The organism is Micromonospora sp. NBC_01392 (genome assembly GCF_045040125.1).
Classification (GTDB): domain Bacteria; phylum Actinomycetota; class Actinomycetes; order Mycobacteriales; family Micromonosporaceae; genus Micromonospora.
The window spans coordinates 2,108,318-2,126,821 of sequence record NZ_CP109549.1 but is presented as its reverse complement, the minus strand read 5'-3'; the positions used below and the strand labels follow the sequence as shown (position 1 = coordinate 2,126,821).

Sequence of the window (18,504 nt, the reverse complement as noted above, 5' to 3'; positions counted from 1 at the left end):
AGCCGGGCCCGTAGGCCGAGACGGGGTCGCCGGCGGCTCACGTGGCCAGCCGGTAGCCGGCGCCGCGGACCGTCTCCAACCGCTCCCGGCCGATCTTGCGGCGCAGGTAGCCGACGTAGACCTCCACCGCGTTCGGGGCGGTGTCCACCGAGGCGTCCCAGACGTGGTCCAGCAGCTCGGTCTTGGACACCACCTCGCCGGGGCGGCGCATCAGGTAGTCGAGCAGCGCGTACTCGCGGCTGGTCAACGCCACCTCGGCGTCGGCCCGGGTGACCCGCCGCCGGGCCGGGTCCAGCCGCAGGTCACCGACCGTGAGCACGGCCGGCCGGCGGGGCGCGCCCCGGCGCAGCAGCGCCCGCAGCCGGGCCAGCAGCACCACGTACGAGAAGGGCTTGGTCAGGTAGTCGTCGGCGCCGCAGTCCAGGCCGTCGGCCTGGTCGTACTCGCCGTCCTTGGCGGACAGCATCAGCACCGGCAGCCAGCGCTGCTCGGCGCGTAACCGGCGCACCACCTCGTAGCCGGAGAGGCCGGGCAGCATCACGTCGAGGATCATCGCGTCGTAGTCGCCGTGCCGGGCCGCGTCCAGCCCGGCCGGGCCGGTGGCCGCCACGTCCACCACGAAGCCCTCCGCCGACAGGCCCCGCCGCAACGCCGCGGCGAGCCGCGTCTCGTCCTCCACCACCAGCAACCGCACCGGTCCAGGGTGCCACCACCGGGTCACCCGTAGGGGATCGGCTCAGCGTCCTCACAGCGACGATCCCGCAGCATGGAGCGCAAGGAGGTGCACACTGATGTCTGTGATGAAGAACCGCGCCGTGCTGCGCTGGCTGGTCCCGGTGACCGCGGGGGTCGCCGTGATCGGGGGCGGCGCCGCCGTCGGCACGTTCGCCGCCGGCGCCGACCCGGCCCTGCCCCCGCGCAGCGCCGCCCAACTGCTCGACGACCTGCGGACGTCCCGCCTGGACGGGCTCTCCGGCACCGTCGTGCAGCGCGCCGACCTGGGCCTGCCGCCGATCGCCGCGCTCGCCGGCCAGGCCAGCGGCAACCAGCTCGCCGGGCTGGTCAGCGGCACGCACACGCTGCGTGTCTGGTACGGCGGCGAGGACCGGCAGCGGCTCGCCCTGGTCGACACGCTCGGCGAGCAGGACGTGCTGCGCAACGGCCGCGACGTCTGGACCTGGAACAGCCGGGAGAACACCGCCGTCCACCGGAGGCTGCCGGCCGACGGCAAGGACCTGCCGTCCGCGCCGGCCACCCCGGCCGACGCCGCCCAGCAGGCGCTGGCCGCGATCGACCCGACCACCGCGGTGACCGTCGGCCGGTCCGCCACCGTGGCCGGGCGGGACGCGTACGAGTTGGTGCTCACGCCGCGCGACAAGGCGTCGCTGGTGCACCAGGTGCGCATCGCGCTGGACGCGAAGGAGCACGTGCCGCTGCGCTTCGAGGTGCTCGCCGACGGTCAGGACGAGCCGGCGTTCGAGGTGGCGTTCACCCAGGTCGACTTCCGCACCCCGGACGCCGACCAGTTCCGGTTCAACCCGCCGCCCGGGGTGAAGGTCACCGAGGAGACGACCGAGGCGCGCCCCGGCCCGGCCACCGACCGGAAGCCCGGCGCGGCGGACGCTGAGCGGCCGGACGTGCGTACCGTCGGCACCGGCTGGACCACGGTGGTGGTCGCCAAGCTCGGCGACCCGGCCGGGCTCGACGGCGCGGCCAAGGCCGGCGGCGCGAAGGCCGGCGGCGCGGGCGCGCCGGACGCCGACATGCTGGCGAAGGTGCTCGGTGACCTGCCGAAGGTCAGCGGCGACTGGGGCAGCGGGCGGCTGCTGAGCGGCAAGCTGTTCAGCGTGCTGCTCACCGACGACGGCCGGGTGGTGGCCGGTCTGGTCACGCCGGAGCGGCTCTACCAGGCCGCGAAGGGCTGATCGAACGTCGGGCCCGGGGCCCGGTCGGCGTGCGCCGGCCGGGCCCCGAGCCGTGTCCGGGCTTGGTCGAATGGCGGGCGACGCGCTATCTTTCTCAGTTCAGGCACAAAAAAGGAATGGCTTATGAATGCCATTCCTGCGGCAATTTTAGTCAATGAGGAGCCCGCTTGTCAACGCACTCCGACGTGTCGGGTGAGCTGCACCAGGACGACGACGAGATCGGTCGCGAGCAGGAGTACGTCTCGATGCTCTACGACCGGCTGGACGGGCTGCGCGAGCAGGCCGCCCGCCGGCTCGACGAGGAGTTGCGCCACACCGGCGGCACCCAGCAGGCCCGCTCGCAGCGCGACTCCACCGTGGCGATGTACGCCGACCAGGTCGAGCAGTACTCCGCCGTCGAGTCCGGCCTCTGCTTCGGCCGCCTCGACGGGGACGACGGCGCCGCCCGCTACATCGGCCGGATCGGCATCTTCGACACCTCGGGCGAGTACGACCCGCTGCTGATGGACTGGCGTGCCCCGGCCGCCCGCCCGTTCTACCTGGCCACCGCCGCCAACCCGCAGGGCGTACGCCGGCGTCGGCACCTGCGCACCCGCGACCGGAAGGTCACCGGCCTCAACGACGAGGTGCTGGACATCACCGCCGCCTCCCCCACCGCGCACGAGGAGGTCACCGGCGAGGCGTCGCTGCTCGCCGCGCTCAACGCCGGACGCACCGGCCGGATGCGCGACATCGTCGAGACGATCCAGGTCGAGCAGGACCGCATCATCCGCGCCGACCTGCCCGGCGTGATGGTGGTGCAGGGCGGGCCCGGCACCGGCAAGACCGCGGTGGCGTTGCACCGGGCCGCGTACCTGCTCTACACCCACCGCCAGCAGCTCTCCACCCGGGGCGTGCTGCTGGTCGGCCCGAACGCCACGTTCCTGCGCTACATCTCCCAGGTGCTGCCGGCGCTGGCCGAGACCGGTGTGCTGCTGCGCACCCAGGCCGACCTGTTCCCGGGCGTGCACGCCCGGCGCACCGAGCCGGCCACCACCGCGGCGCTGAAGGGCCGCGCGGTGCTGACCGAGGTGCTCGCCGGCGCGGTCCGGGACCGGCAGTGGGTGCCGGCCGAGCCGATCACCGTCGAGCTGCCGCAGCGGGAGGTGCTCACGCTCGACCCGGAGACGGTCCGCCAGGCCCGCGACCGGGTCCGGCGCACCGGCCGTCCGCACAACCTGGCCCGCGCGCTGTTCGACGTGGAGATCGTGCACGCGCTCGCCGACCAGGTGGCCGAGCGCATCGGCGCCGACCCGCTCGGCGGGGAGAACCTGCTCTCCGAGGCGGACCGGGCGGAGATCCGCCGCGAGCTGCGCGAGGAGCCGGAGATCGTGGCCACGCTCGACGAGCTGTGGCCGGTGCTCACCCCGCAGCGGCTGCTCGCCGACCTGTTCGCGTCGCCGGAGCGGATCGCCACCGCCGCGCCGATGCTCACCGCCGCCGAGCGGGCCGCGCTGCACCGGGAGCCCGGCGGCTGGACGCCGGCCGACGTGCCGCTGCTCGACGAGGTCGCCGAGCTGCTTGGCGAGGACGAACGCGCCGCCGCCGCCCGCCGGGACCGGATCCGCGCGATGGAACGCGAGTACGCCGAGGGCGTGCTGGAGATCTGGCGGGGCTCCCGCTCGATCGACGTGGAGGACGAGGCCGACGGCGGTGAGATCCTCGGCGTGACCGACCTGATCGACGCCGCCCGGCTCTCCGAACGGCAGGAGGAGTCCGACCGGCTCACCACCGCCCAGCGGGCCGCCGCGGACCGCACCTGGGCGTTCGGGCACGTCATCGTGGACGAAGCGCAGGAGCTGTCGCCGATGGCGTGGCGGCTGCTGATGCGCCGCTGCCCGAGCCGGTCGATGACCATCGTCGGGGACGTGGCACAGACCGGTGCGCTGGCCGGCACGCCGTCCTGGGGCGAGGCGCTCGCCCCGTACGTGGCGGACCGGTGGCGGCTGGAGGAGCTGACCGTCAGCTACCGCACCCCGGCCGAGATCATGGCGGTCGCCGCCGACGTGCTCGCCGAGATCGACCCGGCGCTGCGCCCACCCCGCTCGGTACGCGCCACCGGCGTACCGCCGCAGGACCGGACCGTTCCGGCGGACCGGCTCGCCGTCGAGCTGGTCGAGGCGAGCGCCCGCGAGGCCGCCGTCCTGGGCGACGGCCGGCTCGGCGTGATCGTGCCGGCCGGGCGGGTGGCCGACCTGGGCGCCGCCGTGGTCGCGGCGCTGCCCGAGGCGGCGGTCGGCGAGCAGCCGGAGCTGGCGAACCGGGTGGTGGTGCTGACCACCGAGCAGGCCAAGGGCCTGGAGTTCGACTCGGTGCTGGTGGTGGACCCGGACCGGATCGTCGCCGAGTCCCCCCGAGGCCACAGCGACCTGTACGTCGCCCTCACCCGCGCCACCCAGCGCCTCACCATCCTCCGGACGTAAGGAGGGGCCCCGTCTTAACGCTTCCGGTAGAGAAGGGGCCCCGTCTCAAGCAAACGCTCAGCCGGGGTTGGCGCCCTCGTCGGTGACGTTGCCGACCTGGGCGCCGGGGGCCGAGGCGTCACTCGTCGACCCGCCGGCCGGGGTGCTCAGCCCGCCGGTGGTGGCGTCCCCGGTGGTGGTCGGCGCCACCTTCCCCGGATGCCGCTCCGGTTGCCGGGCCACTCGGCGCACGCTGGCCGGACCGGCCGTGCCGCCGGTCGTGGTCACCGCCCCCTGACCGCGGGTCGGTCCGCCGTCGCGCAGCACGTCCGGGTCGATCGCCACGTGCGCCGGGTCGTCCGGATCCGACTCCTGGATCACCCGCTGTTCGTCGGTCGGCGGCACGGTGACCTCGTCCAGCGCGCCCTCGCCGTACACGCCGCCGGCGACCCGCTGTTCGGCCTGCCGGGCGGCGTCCTGCCGGATGTCGTCCTCACGCACGTCAACCACCTCGCAGCTCGTGGTGTGGGTATCCGTGCTGCGTGCCCGGGGTCGGGAGGCTGAAACCGGCCGGGAAGCGCGTCGCTTGCCACCCCGGAGCGTCGGATGTCCGGTTCGGGGCGCGGCCGGCACACCGTCGGCGCCCGCCGGTTAGCTTGTCTCGGGGGGCGGGTAGTCGGAGGGTGCCCCCGCCACAGTGTGCGAACCGTGCCGTGGCCGAACTGCGGCAGCGGGGCGAGGGTGCCGTACGACTCATCAAATCCTGAGGAGGACCAGATGAGCACGCAGGCCGCATCCACCAGGCCGATGAACCGGCCCATGTCGGACGTCCAGAACCGGTCGAGCATGATGGAGTCGCCGACCCGTCCGATGCCGTCGATGCACGACGGCCACCGGGAGGAGATGCCCGCCCCCGGCACCGAGACGAAGCAGGCGTTCCTCACCACCGAGTTCTGGGTGTACGCCGCAGCCGCAGCGGTCGTCGTGATCGCCGCGTTCTGGAAGGGCACCACCGCCAACGGCCTGAACATCAACAACCCGAACCAGGCCTGGTGGTACCTGACCGCGCTGACCGGCGCGTACCTGATCAGCCGTGGTCTGTCGAAGGCGGGCAGCGCGCGCCGCTCCGGCAAGGAGCGTCGCGGTCGGCACTGACCCGCGCCGCGTGACCGGCGACGCCCCCGGGATCCGTCCCGGGGGCGTCGTCGCGTGCCGTCACTCCTCGCCGAAGTCCCCGCCGTCGTCGCCCTCGAAGGCGTCCTCCAGCATCTCGCCGGCCACCAGACCGCCGGCGACGCCCAGCGCCGCGCCCGCCACCATGCCGCCGCCACGACGACCGTGGTGGCCCTGCGGACCGTAGTGACCGGGGGCGCCGTAGTGGCCCTGCTGGGCGCCGAAGCCCTGGGCGCGCAGGCCGCCGTACCGGGACGTGGTCTCCCGCAGCCACCCGTCGACCACCTGCGGCCAGTCGGTACGCGAGGCGTCGCTGTGCGGGACGGAGTACCGCCCGTAGACGTCGTGCCCGGCGCTGAGGAAGCCGCCGCGCTTGTCGCACTCCAGGATCACCTCGACGCCCTGCTGGCTGGTCACGAACGTCAGCTCGACCTCGGTGACCGTCTGCGCGTACTGCGGCGCGGCGTAGAACTCGATCTCCTGGTAGAACGGCAGCGTCTGCGGCACGCCGTAGATGTGGCCGCGTTCCAGGTCCGCGTGCTTGAACCGGAAACCCAGCGCCTGGAACGCGTCGAGGATCCGCTCGTGGACCGGCAGCGGGTGCACCGACACCTGGTCCAGGTCGGACTTGTCGACCGCCCGCGCCACCGCCAGCTCGGTACGCAGGCCCATGGTCATGCCGTGCAGCCGCTGCCCGAAGACGTCGGTGACCGGGGTCTCCCACGGCACCGGCATCTGGAACGGGATGGCGAGCTGCTGCTTCGGCGCCAGCTCGAACGCGTCGCTGACCGGCATCCGGTGGAACTCCATGACGCCGGCGTACTCGGTGTCGCCGCCCTCGATCTCGACCCGGGTGACCAGGCCGACGGTGATCCGCTCGATGCGCGCCGGCGCGTCGCCGCCGACCAGGTTGACGTGCCCGTCCAGGGCCAGCCCGGGCCGGGTGTTCGGGTTGGTCAGCACGGTGTCGACGCTGGGGCCGCCCACGCCGAACGCGCTCAACATCTTCTTGAAGACCATCGCCACTCCGCCTCCGCCATCCGCGGGCTCCACCGTGGAGCCCGCGGGCCGTGCAGGGCACCCTAACCGGATTGGCTGGGAAATGCCTGAAAGGTCACGCCACCGGCGTGACGATCAGCTCGCCCACCTGCTCGCCGAGCTCCCGGCGGGCCGCCGCGGGCAGCCCCTCGTCGGTGATCAGCACGTCGGCCTCGTCCAGCGGCGCGATGGTGGCGATGCCGATCGTCTCCCACTTGGTGTGGTCGGCGAGCACGACCAGCCGGCGGGCGGCGCCGATCAACCGCCGGTTCACCGCCGCCTCCAGCAGGTTGGGGGTGGTGAAGCCGGTACGCCGGCTCATCCCGTGCACGCCGAGGAAGAGCAGGTCCACGTTGAGCGCGGCGATGGCCGCCTCGGCGACCGGGCCGGTCAACGCGTCCGACGGGGTACGGATGCCGCCGGTGAGCACCACGCTCTGGTCGGTGCGGGGGTTCTGGTAGAGCGCGTCGGCGACCGGGATCGAGTTGGTGACCACGGTCAGTCCGCGTACCCCGGCGAGCCGGGCGGCCAACGCGGCGGTGGTGGTGCCGGCGGAGAGCGCCACCGCCATGCCCGGCTCGACCAGCCCCGCGGCCCGCTCGACGATGGCCCGCTTCTCGGCCCGCTGCCGCACCGACTTGGCGGCGAAGCCCGGTTCCTCGGTGGAGCCGGGGCCGGCCAGCGTCGCGCCACCGTGCACCTTGTCGATCAGCCCGCGCTCGGCCAGCACCTCCAGGTCACGCCGGATGGTCATGTCCGACACGCCGAACCGGTCGACCAGGTGGCTGACCCGGACGCCGCCGCGCTGGCGGATCAGCTCCAGGATGGCGCTCTGCCGTTGTTGGGCGAGCATCAGACCGGTTCCTCGCGGACCACCGCCACCTCCCCCGCCGGCACCACCAGGTCGCCGTCGCACCGTTCGCCGGTGAGCAGTTCGACGCCGGTGACCGGCAGCCGGGCCGCGTCGTCGGTGTGGTTGACCACGAACAGCCAGCTCCGCTCCGCCGAGCGACGCCGGACCACCTCCACCCCGGCCGGCGCGGGCACCGGCGGGTGCACGCCGGCCTCGGTGAGCAGTCGGGCCACCAGCCGGTCGGTCGCCGCGTCGTCGAGCCGGGTGCCGACGTACCAGGCGGCGCCCGCGCCGACCGCGTTGCGGGTCAGCGCCGGCACGCCGGGCAAGGGCCCGTCGGTGTACGCGGCGAGCACCTCGGCGCCCTCGGCGTGCAGCCACTCGGTCCACACGTCGGCGTGGGCGCCGTCGTCGAGGCGGACCGTCTCGCCGGCGCGCAGCGGGAAGAACTCCTCCACGCGTACGCCGAGCAGGTCCCGGAACGCGCCCGGGTAGCCGCCGAGCCGGATGTGGTCGTGCTCGTCGACGATGCCGCTGAAGTAGGTGACCAGCGCGGTGCCGCCGGCGTCGACGAAGCGGCGCAGCGCGGCGGTGTCCGCGTCGCGGGTCAGGTAGAGCGTGGGCACCAGGACCAGCCGGTAGCCGGACAGGTCCGTCGACGGGTGCACCACGTCGGCGGTGACGCCGGCCCGCCAGAGCGCGGCGTGCAGCGCGGTCAACCGGTCGGGGTAGGTGACGTCGACGCTGGGGTGGGAGTCGAGTTCCGCGCCCCACCACGCCTCGTAGTCGAACAGCACGGCGACGTCGGCGTCGACCCGGCTGCCGCGTACCTCGGCCAGCGCGCGCAGGTCGGCGCCGAGCCGGCTGACCTCGCGGAACACCTTGGTCTCCGGGCCGGCGTGCGGCACCAGCGCGGAGTGGAACTTCTCCGCGCCGGCCCGGGACGCCCGCCACTGGAAGAAGAGCACCCCGTCGGCGCCGCGCGCCACGTGCGCCAGGCTGTTGCGGCGTAGTTGGCCGGGCGTCTTGGCCACGTTGCGGGGCTGCCAGTTGACCGCGCTGGTGGAGTGCTCCATCAGCAGCCAGGGCGCGCCGCCGGCCACGCCGCGCGTCTGGTCGGCGGCGAGCGCGAGGTTCACCTGCGGCTGCGGGTCGGCGGCGGTGAGGTAGTGGTCGTTGGCGACCACGTCCACGTCGGCGGCCCAGGAGTGGTAGTCCAGGTACTTGATGCCGGTGCCGATCATGAAGTTGGTGGTGACCGGCTGGGTGACGAGCCGGTTCAGCAGCTCCCGTTCGGCGCGGAGCTGGGCGCGCTGCTCGTCGGAGGAGAAGCGCAGGAAGTCGAGCTGCTGGGTCGGGTTGGCGAACGTCGGCGCGGTGCGCGGCGGGTTCACCTCGGCCCAGTCGTGGTAGCGCTGGCTCCAGAACGCGGTGCCCCAGGCGGCGTTGAGCGCGTCCAGGTCGCCGTAGCGCTCGCGCAGCCAGCGGCGGTACGCCTCGGCGCTGACGTCGCAGTAGCAGTGCACGTTGTGGCAGCCCAGCTCGTTGGAGACGTGCCAGAGCACGACCGCCGGGTGGGCGGCGTACCGCGTCGCGACCGCCTCGACCAGGGCGAGCGAGCGGTCCCGGAAGATCGGCGAGCTGGGGCAGTACGCCTGCCGGCCGCCGGGCCACAGCACGGCGCCGTCGGCGCGGCGGGGCAGCGTCTCCGGGTGCCGGTGGGCCAGCCACGGCGGCGGGCTGGCGGTGGCGGTGGCCAGGTCGACGCGGATGCCGCCGCCGTGCAGCAGGTCGAGCGCGCGGTCGAGCCAGCCGAACTCGTACCGGCCGGGGGCCGGCTCCAGCAGGGCCCAGGAGAAGATGCCGACCGAGACCAGGTTGACCCCGGCGCGGCGCATCAGCGTGACGTCCTCGGGCCACACCTCCTCGGGCCACTGCTCCGGGTTGTAGTCGGCGCCGTACCAGATGCCCTCGCCGTGCCAGTTCCGCATGAGAGCTGAGGGTGCCCGCGAACGACAGCCAAGTCAACACTTTCCAACATCGACAGCGATTACAACGTTTACCATGCCTTTGCCCTGCCACAGCACGGTTGTCGCCGGCCTTTCGCCCTCTTGACAGCGCTGAACCAACGGGTAGCTTCAACCGCCACCGGCTATTTCTGTTCGGACGTGTGGATTCTCGGTGGATCTCGTAGCCACCTCGTCCCCGCAGGAGGCACCATGTCCCGTCCCCGCTCACAGGCCGAGTACCTCGCCCGGCTCGTCCCCCCGTCCGTCGCCGGCCTGCGCCGGCGCTCGCTGCTGGCCGGCGCGGCCGGCGCGGGCACGTTGCTCGGCACCGGCGCGCTCGCCGGATGCGGCGACTCCGACTCCGACTCCGGCGGCGACGCGAAGAGCGTCACGCTCGGCTCGAACCAGTCGGACCCGAAGCCCAAGGACGTCGTCGCCAAGGTGATGGACGGCTTCAAGACATCGTCCGGGGTGACCGTCAACATCAACACGGTCGACCACAACACGTTCCAGGAGAACATCAACAACTACCTGCAGGGCAAGCCGGACGACGTGTTCACCTGGTTCGCCGGCTACCGGATGCGGTTCTTCGCGGCCAAGGGCCTGGCCGGTGACGTCAGCGACGTGTGGGGCAAGCTCGACGGCTACTCCGACGCGTTCAAGAAGGCGTCCACCGGCGACGACGGCAAGCAGTACTTCGTGCCGGCGTCGTACTACCCGTGGGCGGTCTTCTACCGCAAGTCGGTCTGGCAGCAGCGCGGCTACCAGGTGCCGACCACGCTGGACCAGCTCACCACGCTCGGCGCGCAGATGAAGAAGGACGGCCTCACCCCGATCGCCTTCGCCGACAAGGACGGCTGGCCGGCGATGGGCACGTTCGACGTCCTCAACCTGCGGATCAACGGCTACCAGTTCCACATCGACCTGATGGCCGGCAAGGAGTCGTGGACCTCCGACAAGGTGAAGAAGGTCTTCGACACCTGGGCCGGGCTGCTCCCCCTGCACCAGCCGGACGCGCTGGGCCGCACCTGGCAGGAGGCCGCCCAGTCGTTGCAGCAGAAGAAGAGCGGCATGTACCTGCTCGGCCTCTTCGTCGGCCAGCAGTTCAGCGGCGCCGACCTGGAGGACCTGGACTTCTTCACGTTCCCGGAGGTCGACTCCACGATCGGCGCGAAGGCCCTGGACGCGCCGATCGACGGTTACATGATGGCCCGCAAGCCGAAGTCCAAGGACGCCGCCACCAAGCTGCTGACGTACCTGGGCTCGAAGGACGCCGCGAACGTCACGGTCAAGAACGACCCGAGCACGCTGGTCGCGAACAGCGGCGCGGACACCGCCGGCTACACGGCGCTCCAGAAGAAGGCCGCCGAGCTGGTCGGCTCCGCCACCGAGATCGCGCAGTTCCTGGACCGGGACACCCGGCCGGACTTCGCGTCCACCGTGATCATCCCGGCCCTCCAGCAGTTCATCAAGAACCCGAAGGACATCAGCGGGATGCTCACCAGTGTCGAGAACCAGAAGAAGTCGATCTTCACAAGCTGACGGCGGAAGGGGGAAGGACACCATGTCCGACCTGCCCCTGATCCAAGCGGATCGCGCCGTGCCGCCGCCGGCCGCGACCACCGCCACCGGTGGTCGCGGTCGCCGGCTACGGCTCCTGTCCGGCACCGACCGCGTGGTGATCACGCTGATGGTGCTGGTGCCCCTGCTGCTCGTCCTCGCGCTGGTCTGGCTGCCGGCGGCGGCGACCGTGCTGCTCTCCGGCACGGACTGGGACGGCATCGGCCCGCTCGGCGAGATCGACTGGGTAGGGCTGAAGAACTACGACGACGTGGTGAACAACTACCCGCCGTTCGTCCCCGCGGTGCAGAACAACCTGCTCTGGCTGGCCGCGCTCTTCGTGGTGGCCACCCCGATCGGGATGTTCCTCGCCGTGCTGCTCGACAAGGAGCTGCGCGGCAGTCGGTTCTACCAGACCGCGCTCTACCTGCCGGTGGTGCTCTCGCTGGCGCTCGTCGGCTTCATCTGGCAGCTCATCTACAGCCGGGACCAGGGCCTGCTCAACGGCGTGTTCGGCGGCGACACCGACTGGTACGGCGACCCGAACGTGAACATCTGGGCGGTGCTGGTCGCCGCCGGCTGGCGGCACGTCGGCTACATCATGCTGCTCTACCTGGCCGGCCTCAAGGGCGTCGACCCGTCGTTGCGGGAGGCCGCCGCCGTGGACGGCTCGTCGGAGACCAGCACGTTCTTCCGGGTCGTCTTCCCGGTGATGCGCCCGATCAACATCATCGTGCTGGTGGTCACCGTGATCGAGTCGCTGCGCGCGTTCGACCTGGTCTGGGTCATCAACAAGGGCCGCAACGGGTTGGAGCTGATCTCGGCGCTGGTCACCCAGAACGTGGTCGGCGAGGCCAGCCGGATCGGCTTCGGATCGGCGCTGGCCACCATCATGCTGGCCGTCTCCCTGATCTTCATCACCGTCTACCTCTGGACCGTCATGCGGGAGGACAAGCGATGACCGCCGCCGTCTCCCCGGGCCGCCGCCGGCCGCTGCGGCCGGCCCGGGTGGTGCTGCACCTCTTCCTGGGTACGATCGCCGTCGGCTGGCTGTTCCCGCTGTTCTGGGCGGTGCTCACCTCGTTCCGCTCCTACCAGTACACCGCCGTGCACGGCTACGTCTCGTTCGGCGGCTGGACGATCGACAACTACGTCACCGCGTGGCAGACCGCCGAGTTCGGCAAGCACTTCCTCAACTCGCTCTACATCACCGTGCCGGCGGTGCTGCTCACGCTCTTCCTCGCGTCCTGTGTGGCGTTCGTGATCGCCCGGTTCAGTTGGAAGCTCAACATCGCGTTGCTGGGCCTGTTCACCGCCGCGAACCTGCTGCCGCAGCAGGCCCTGCTGATCCCGCTGTTCCGGATGTTCACGCAGATCCCGCTGCCGGCCTGGATGAGCGACTCGGAGCTGCTCTACGACAGCTACTGGGGGCTGATCCTGGTCAACGTCGCGTTCCAGTGCGGCTTCTGCGTCTTCGTGCTGAGCAACTACATGAAGGCGCTGCCGCACGAGCTGTACGAGGCCGCGATGGTCGACGGGGCAAGCGTGTGGCGGCAGTACTGGCAGGTGACCCTGCCGCTGTGCCGACCGGCCCTGGCCGCGTTGGCCACGCTGGAGGTGACCTGGATCTACAACGAGTTCTTCTGGGCGACGGTGCTGATGCGTACCGGCGACAAGTTCCCGGTGACCAGCTCGCTGAACAACCTGCGCGGCCAGTTCTTCACCGACAACAACCTCGTCTCGGCCGGCTCGGTGCTGGTCGCGATCCCCACCCTGGTGATCTTCTTCCTGCTCCAGAAGCAGTTCGTCCGGGGCCTGACGCTGGGAGCCTCCAAGGGATGACGATCGTCCACCTGCGCCGCGCGGACACCAGCCTGGTGCTCGACGCGCGCGGCCCGGGGCTGCCCCGGGTCGTGCACTGGGGCGCCGACCTCGGACCACTGTCGGCCGAGGAGCTGCCCGCGCTCGTCGACGCCACCGTGCCGCCGGTGGTGCCGAGCAGCTTCGACGCGCCGACCGTGCTGTCGCTGCTGCCGGAGGCGAGCGCCGGCTGGGGCGGCCGGCCCGGCCTGGCCGGTCACCGCGACGGCCGGGACTGGTCGACGGCGTTCCGGCTGACCGGGCTCGACGTCCACAACGACCCCGCCCCGTCGTCGCCCCCCTCCCCCTCCCACTCCCACTCCCCCGCCCCCGCCGCCGGGCACGAGCGGTTAGGAGGGGCCCCCTCACCTGCACCAGGCGTTAACAGGGGGCCCCTCCTTTCCCGCGGGCGGGTGGTGGTGCGGGCGGCGGATCCGGGGGCGGGGTTGAGTCTGTCGATCGAGATCACGCTGGACCCGGCGGGGTTGCTGACGCTGCGGCACCGGCTGCGCAACGATGGCGACGGCCGCTACGAGCTGCGCGAGCTGACCCCCGTGCTGCCGGTGCCGGCGGTCGCCACCGAGCTGCTCGACCTGACCGGGCGCTGGTGCCGGGAACGCGAGCCGCAGCGGCACCCGTGGCCGATGGGCGCCTGGGTCCGCGAGGGGCGGCACGGCCGCACCGGACACGACGCCACGTTGCTGCTGGTGGCCGGCACGCCCGGCTTCGGCTTCGGGCACGGCGAGGTGTGGGCGGTGCACACCGCGTGGAGCGGCGACCACGTCACGGTGGCCGAGCGCCGCCCCACCGGCGAGGCCACGCTGGGTGGCGGGGAGCTGCTCGCGCCCGGCGAGATCGTGCTCGGGCCCGGCGAGGAGTACGCCACGCCGCTGCTGTACGCGGTCCGGTCGGCGGACGGGCTGGACGGGCTCAGCGACGTGCTGCACACCCACCTGCGGGCCCGGCCGGGTCATCCGCGCACGCCGCGCCCGGTGACGCTGAACGTGTGGGAGGCGGTCTACTTCGACCACGACCTGGACCGGCTGCGGGCGCTCGCCGACCGGGCCGCCGAGGTGGGCGTGGAACGTTTCGTGCTCGACGACGGCTGGTTCCGCGGCCGGCGGCACGACCTGGCCGGGCTCGGCGACTGGTGGGTCGACGAGCAGGTCTGGCCGGACGGGCTGCAACCCCTCATCGACCACGTACGCGGGCACGGCATGCAGTTCGGGCTCTGGGTCGAACCGGAGATGGTCAACCCCGACTCCGACCTGTTCCGCGCCCACCCCGACTGGGTGCTCCAGGCGCCCGGCCGGCTGCCGCTTCCGTGGCGGCACCAGCAGGTGCTCGACCTGGCCCACCCGGACGCGTACGCGTACCTGCGCGACCGGATCGACGCGGTGCTGCGCGAGCACGACGGGATCGCGTACCTCAAGTGGGACCACAACCGCGACCTCACCGAGGCCGGGCACGCCGGCCGGCCCGGCGTGCACGGGCAGACCGTGGCGGCCTACCGCCTGCTGGACGAGCTGCGCGCCCGGCACCCCGGCCTGGAGATCGAGAGCTGCTCGTCCGGCGGCGCCCGGGTCGACCTGGAGATCCTGCGCCACACCGACCGGGTCTGGGCCAGCGACTGCAACGACGCGCTGGAACGACTGGCCGTGCAGCGCTGGACCGGGCTGCTCCTGCCGCCGGAGCTGATCGGCACGCACATCGGGCCGGACCGCTCGCACACCACGCATCGCGTGCACGACCTGGGCTTCCGGGCGGTCACCGCGCTCTTCGGCCACCACGGCATCGAGTGGGACATCACCGCGATCGACGCGTCCAGCCGGGCCGAACTGGCCGCCTGGGTGGCACTGCACAAGCGGCTGCGCCCGCTGCTGCACGGCGGTCGGGTGGTCCGGGTCGACCACCCGGACCCGGCCGTGCAGGCGCACGGCGTGGTCGCCCACGACCGCTCCCGGGCGGTGTACGCGGTCAGCCGTGTCGCCACCTCCGTCGCCCAGGTGCCCGGCGCGGTGCGGCTGCCGGGGCTGGACCCGACGCGGCGCTATCTGGTGCGCCTGCCGGCCGGGGTGCCGGAGCCGGCGCTGTTGGAGCTGACCCCGCCGGGTTGGCTGGCGTCCGGCGCCGGGGTGACGCTGCCCGGATCGGTGCTCGGCACGGTCGGCCTGCAACTGCCCGCGCTGCACCCGGAGCAGGCGCTGCTGCTGGAGGTCACCGCCGCCTGAGTGTCACTCCACCGCGGTGTCGAACGCCCGCCGGGCCTGCTCGATCCGCGGCATGTGCGCGTCCGCCCAGTCGAGCAGGACGTCGATCGGCGCGCGCAACGTCTTGCCCAGCGGGGTGATCCGGTACTCCACCGCGACCGGGCGGGTCGCCACGACGTGGCGTTCGACGATGCCGTTGCGTTCCAGCCGTCGCAGCGTCGCCGTCAGCGACTTCTGCGTCACCGCCGGGATCGCCCGGCGCAGCTCGTTGAAGCGGCACGGCCGTTCGCACAGCTCGTTGAGGACGCTGAGCGACCACTTGTCCAGCACCTGGTCGAGCAGGTCGCGGTGCGGCGCGTCGATCCGCAGCTCACCGGTCTGCGGGGTGGTGGTGTCGCGCATGAAACCAGGTCTCCTTGAAGTGTCCTCCGTCAACTAGGTATCAATAGTAAACCGGAGTTCTCGTCACCGAGGAGCAACCATGTCTGTCACCCGCTTCAGCCCCGACGGCCTTCAGCCGCACACGCCCTACCACCACGTGGCGGTGGCCACCGGGGCACGGCACATCCACGTCAGCGGGCAGATCGCCCGACTGGGCGACGGCACGCCTGTCGCACCCGGCGACCTCAGCGGGCAGGTCGCGCAGGTGCTGCGGAACACCGGCCGCGCCCTCACCGGAGCCGACGCCTCGTTCGACGACGTGGTCCGGTTGACCTTCTACGTCACCGGATGGCAGCCCGAGCTGATCGGCCCGTTCATGGCCGGGATCGAGTCGGTCGCCGAGGAACTCGGCCTGCCCCGCCCCCTGCCGCCGGCGTCGCTGATCGGGGTGGACCACCTCTTCGAGCCCGACGTGCTCGTCGAACTGGAGACGACCGCGGTCGCGCGGTGAAACTCTTCTCCCGAGGCCGGCGACGGATGTCGAGAACCGGGGTGGTGGCTTCTACCCGAGCGTGGAAGCACCGACAATCGGTGCTCGGCGTGAGGAGCGAATCATGAAGTACATGCTGCTGATGCAGTTCAGCGCCGCCGGGACCGACTTCCCGCCGATCGACACCTGGACGCCGGCGGAGTTCCGGGCGCACATCGACTTCATGGGCGAGGTCAACGCGAAGCTCATGGCCGACGGCGAGTTCGTGCAGGGTGAGGGGCTGGGCGGCCCACAGCAGGCGCGGATCGTGCGGGCCGGCGCCGGCGGCGCGCCGGTGGTCACCGAGGGGCCGTTCGCGGAGACCAAGGAGTTCCTGGCCGGCTTCTGGATCGTCGACTGCGAGACGCCGCAGCGGGCGGCCGAGATCGCCGCGTTCATCTCCACCGCACCCGGTCCGGGCGGCCGGCCGCTGCGCATGCCGATCGAGGTGCACCCGGTGATGTCCGGCCCGCCGCAGGAGATGTGACCCTGGCCGAGCACGCCGCCGAGGACCTGCTGCGCGAGTTGGCGCCGCAGGTCCTCGGCGTGCTCGCCCGCCGCTTCGGTGACTTCGCCACCGCCGAGGACGCGGTGCAGGAGGCGCTGCTCGCGGCCAGCCGGCAGTGGCCGGTCGACGGGCTGCCGGCGCATCCGCGTGGCTGGCTCACGCAGGTCGCGTACCGGCGGATGATCGAGCTGGTGCGGGCCGAGACGGCCCGACGGGACCGGGAGGACCGCGCGGCCCGGCGCTCCGGTGACGACCGGCGGACCGCGCCGGCCGCCGACGAACCGCTGACCGGCGACCGGGACGACACGCTGGTGCTGCTCTTCCTCTGCTGCCACCCGTCGCTGACCACGCCGTCCGCGATCGCGCTGACGCTACGGGCGGTCGGTGGGCTGAGCACCGCCGAGATCGCCCGCGCGTTCCTGGTGCCCGAGGCCACCATGGCGCAGCGGATCAGCCGGGCCAAGCAGCGCATCCGCGACTCCGGCCTGCCGTTCCGGCTGCCCGAGCCGGCCGATCGGCAGGCCCGGCTCGCCGCCGTGCTGCACGTGCTCTACCTGATCTTCACCGAGGGGCACACCGCGAGCCTCGGCGACGACCTGCGGCGGGTCGACCTCTCCGACGAGGCGATCCGGCTGGCCCGCGAGATGCGCCGGCTGCTGCCCGGCGACAGCGAGGTGGCCGGGCTGCTCGCCCTGATGCTGCTCACCGACGCCCGCGCCGCCGCCCGGAGCGGCCCGTCCGGGGAGCTGATCCCGCTGGCCGAACAGGACCGGTCCCGCTGGGACGCCGCCGCCATCGCCGAGGGCACCGCGCTGGTCACCGACGCGATGACCCGGGGGCCGGTCGGGCCGTACCAACTCCAGGCCGCCGTCGCCGCGCTGCACGACGAGGCGCCGACCGCGGCGGCCACCGACTGGCCGCAGATCCTCGCGTTGTACGAAGTGCTGGAGCGGCTCACCGGCAGCCCGGTGGTGGCGTTGAACCGCGCGGTGGCGAGCGCCATGGTGCACGGCCCGGCCGCCGGGCTGGACGCGCTCGCCGGGCTGGCCGGCGATCCCCGGCTGGCCGGCTCGCACCGGCTCGACGCGGCCCGCGCCCACCTGCACGAGATGGCCGGCGACCACGACGCCGCGGCGACGCACTACCGCGCCGCCGCCGCCCGGACCACCAGCCGCCCCGAACAGGAGTACCTGCTGACCCGAGCCGCCCGCCTGGCCACCTCACCGTCCGGTTGACCCCGCCCGGTTCCCGGTGATCAAGGAGTTCGCGTCATCAGCCACGCCGGCCGCCGACGCGAACCCCGTGATCACGCGCTCAGGGGGCGGAGGTCAGTGGGTGGCCGGGAGGCGGGTGGTGGTGTCGCGGAGGGCCAGGGCGACGGTGGCGAACAGGGCCGCGCCGCAGCCGACGCCAGAGACCAGGCCGACGGCTCCCGCGTCACCGCCCAGCGCGTGGGTGAGGAAGCCGGCCACGCCGAGTGCGGTCATCACCGCGCCGAGCCAGTGGTAGCGCGGCATCCGCCAGACGGCCGCCAGGCCGAAGAAGTGCACGCCCACCACCACCGCGACCCAGGCGACCGACACGGCAGGCCGGTCGAACACGCCGTTGATCACGGCGAGGCCGCCGAAGAGCGCGACCGCCTCCAACGCCACCACGATCCAGTAGCGGCGGTCCATGAACCCCGCCGCCTCCGGTCCCTGCGCGCCGGGCGGGGCCTGCCGGGCCACCCGGAACAGACCGACCAGGAGCAGCGCGGCCACCAGCAGGCCGGCGATCCGCAGCACCAGCGGCCAGGGCGCGGGCAGGCCGCCGCTGTTCACCATGACGAACACGGTCCCGAACGAGATCGCCACCAGCGAGCCGATCACCAGTCCCGACGGTCGTCCCCTGGTCCCCGGCGTGCTCATCGCGTCCCCTCCCGACGATCGCGCGCCGCCCGGTCGGCCCGACGCGCGCCAGATCGTACGGCAGGCCGACCAGCCCACCCACACCTCGCCCCGTGGTCACGGAGCTGGAT

The 18,504-nt window shown here is 72.7% G+C and carries 17 protein-coding genes; 10 read left to right on the top strand and 7 right to left on the bottom strand.

Annotation, left to right across the window (positions count from 1 at the left end; all coding sequences use genetic code 11):
• Nucleotides 1-37: 37 nt before the first annotated feature.
• Nucleotides 38-694 (bottom strand): response regulator transcription factor, encoded by a 657-nt coding sequence (locus OG767_RS09935; protein WP_107159334.1) that lies wholly within the window; start codon nt 692-694, stop codon nt 38-40.
• Nucleotides 695-791: 97 nt separating this feature from the next.
• On the opposite strand from OG767_RS09935, the gene OG767_RS09930 reads away from it, so the two are divergent.
• Together OG767_RS09930 and OG767_RS09925 are read left to right on the top strand one after the other, a co-directional pair.
• Nucleotides 792-1,925 (top strand): LolA family protein, encoded by a 1,134-nt coding sequence (locus OG767_RS09930; protein WP_405093117.1) that lies wholly within the window; start codon nt 792-794, stop codon nt 1,923-1,925.
• Nucleotides 1,926-2,170: 245 nt separating this feature from the next.
• A complete protein-coding gene (locus tag OG767_RS09925) occupies nt 2,171-4,387 on the top strand; it encodes a HelD family protein (protein WP_405094178.1) in 2,217 nt (738 codons plus the stop codon).
• Between the two features lie 57 nt (nt 4,388-4,444).
• On the opposite strand, the gene OG767_RS09920 is transcribed toward OG767_RS09925, so the two are convergent.
• Nucleotides 4,445-4,867, bottom strand: a complete 423-nt coding sequence (locus tag OG767_RS09920; protein ID WP_405093116.1) for a hypothetical protein — start codon at nt 4,865-4,867, stop codon at nt 4,445-4,447.
• A gap of 276 nt (nt 4,868-5,143) precedes the next feature.
• Here OG767_RS09920 and OG767_RS09915 point away from each other — a divergent pair, with 276 nt between their 5' ends.
• Entirely contained in the window at nt 5,144-5,521 is a 378-nt protein-coding gene (locus OG767_RS09915; protein WP_107159342.1) for a hypothetical protein, read from the top strand.
• Nucleotides 5,522-5,581: 60 nt separating this feature from the next.
• Here the strand turns inward: OG767_RS09915 and OG767_RS09910 are convergent, their stop codons facing one another.
• The 3 genes from OG767_RS09910 to OG767_RS09900 all read right to left on the bottom strand — a co-directional run bounded on the left by OG767_RS09910 (nt 5,582) and on the right by OG767_RS09900 (nt 9,421).
• Nucleotides 5,582-6,559: a sporulation protein gene (locus OG767_RS09910; protein WP_405093115.1), complete on the bottom strand. Its 978-nt coding sequence runs from the start codon at nt 6,557-6,559 to the stop codon at nt 5,582-5,584.
• 94 nt (nt 6,560-6,653) lie between these two features.
• Nucleotides 6,654-7,430, bottom strand: a complete 777-nt coding sequence (locus OG767_RS09905) for a DeoR/GlpR family DNA-binding transcription regulator (RefSeq protein ID WP_405093114.1) — start codon at nt 7,428-7,430, stop codon at nt 6,654-6,656.
• Nucleotides 7,430-9,421, bottom strand: a complete 1,992-nt coding sequence (locus OG767_RS09900) for a beta-galactosidase (RefSeq protein ID WP_405093113.1) — start codon at nt 9,419-9,421, stop codon at nt 7,430-7,432. Before OG767_RS09900 ends, OG767_RS09905 begins: the two co-directional genes overlap by 1 nt.
• Nucleotides 9,422-9,649: 228 nt before the next feature.
• Between OG767_RS09900 and OG767_RS09895 the strand changes: the two genes are divergently transcribed.
• From OG767_RS09895 to OG767_RS09880, 4 genes are read left to right on the top strand one after another with little or no spacing between them, the layout of a single operon-like run.
• Nucleotides 9,650-10,981, top strand: a complete 1,332-nt coding sequence (locus OG767_RS09895) for an ABC transporter substrate-binding protein (protein WP_405093112.1) — start codon at nt 9,650-9,652, stop codon at nt 10,979-10,981.
• Between the two features lie 22 nt (nt 10,982-11,003).
• Nucleotides 11,004-11,960 carry a carbohydrate ABC transporter permease gene (locus OG767_RS09890; RefSeq protein WP_107159351.1) on the top strand — a complete coding sequence of 319 codons (957 nt, stop codon included), beginning with the start codon at nt 11,004-11,006 and terminating at the stop codon, nt 11,958-11,960.
• Nucleotides 11,957-12,841, top strand: a complete 885-nt coding sequence (locus OG767_RS09885; RefSeq protein WP_405093111.1) for a carbohydrate ABC transporter permease — start codon at nt 11,957-11,959, stop codon at nt 12,839-12,841. The genes OG767_RS09890 and OG767_RS09885 overlap by 4 nt, the downstream gene beginning before the upstream one ends.
• The gene (locus OG767_RS09880) at nt 12,838-15,090 is read left to right on the top strand and encodes an alpha-galactosidase (protein ID WP_405093110.1); all 2,253 of its coding nucleotides are present in this window, start codon (nt 12,838-12,840) and stop codon (nt 15,088-15,090) included. Before OG767_RS09885 ends, OG767_RS09880 begins: the two co-directional genes overlap by 4 nt.
• Nucleotides 15,091-15,093: 3 nt before the next feature.
• Here the strand turns inward: OG767_RS09880 and OG767_RS09875 are convergent, their stop codons facing one another.
• Nucleotides 15,094-15,471, bottom strand: coding sequence for a winged helix-turn-helix transcriptional regulator (locus OG767_RS09875; protein ID WP_405093109.1), 378 nt, complete (start codon nt 15,469-15,471; stop codon nt 15,094-15,096).
• A 79-nt stretch (nt 15,472-15,550) separates the two neighbouring features.
• On the opposite strand from OG767_RS09875, the gene OG767_RS09870 reads away from it, so the two are divergent.
• The 3 genes from OG767_RS09870 to OG767_RS09860 all read left to right on the top strand — a co-directional run bounded on the left by OG767_RS09870 (nt 15,551) and on the right by OG767_RS09860 (nt 17,722).
• The gene (locus OG767_RS09870; protein ID WP_405093108.1) at nt 15,551-15,961 is read left to right on the top strand and encodes a RidA family protein; all 411 of its coding nucleotides are present in this window, start codon (nt 15,551-15,553) and stop codon (nt 15,959-15,961) included.
• A gap of 103 nt (nt 15,962-16,064) precedes the next feature.
• Entirely contained in the window at nt 16,065-16,466 is a 402-nt protein-coding gene (locus OG767_RS09865; protein ID WP_405093107.1) for a YciI family protein, read from the top strand.
• 2 nt (nt 16,467-16,468) lie between these two features.
• Complete coding sequence (locus tag OG767_RS09860) at nt 16,469-17,722, top strand: RNA polymerase sigma factor (RefSeq protein WP_405094177.1); 1,254 nt, start codon at nt 16,469-16,471, stop codon at nt 17,720-17,722.
• A gap of 93 nt (nt 17,723-17,815) precedes the next feature.
• Here the strand turns inward: OG767_RS09860 and OG767_RS09855 are convergent, their stop codons facing one another.
• Entirely contained in the window at nt 17,816-18,394 is a 579-nt protein-coding gene (locus OG767_RS09855; RefSeq protein WP_405093106.1) for a hypothetical protein, read from the bottom strand.
• Between the last annotated feature and the right edge of the window lie 110 nt (nt 18,395-18,504).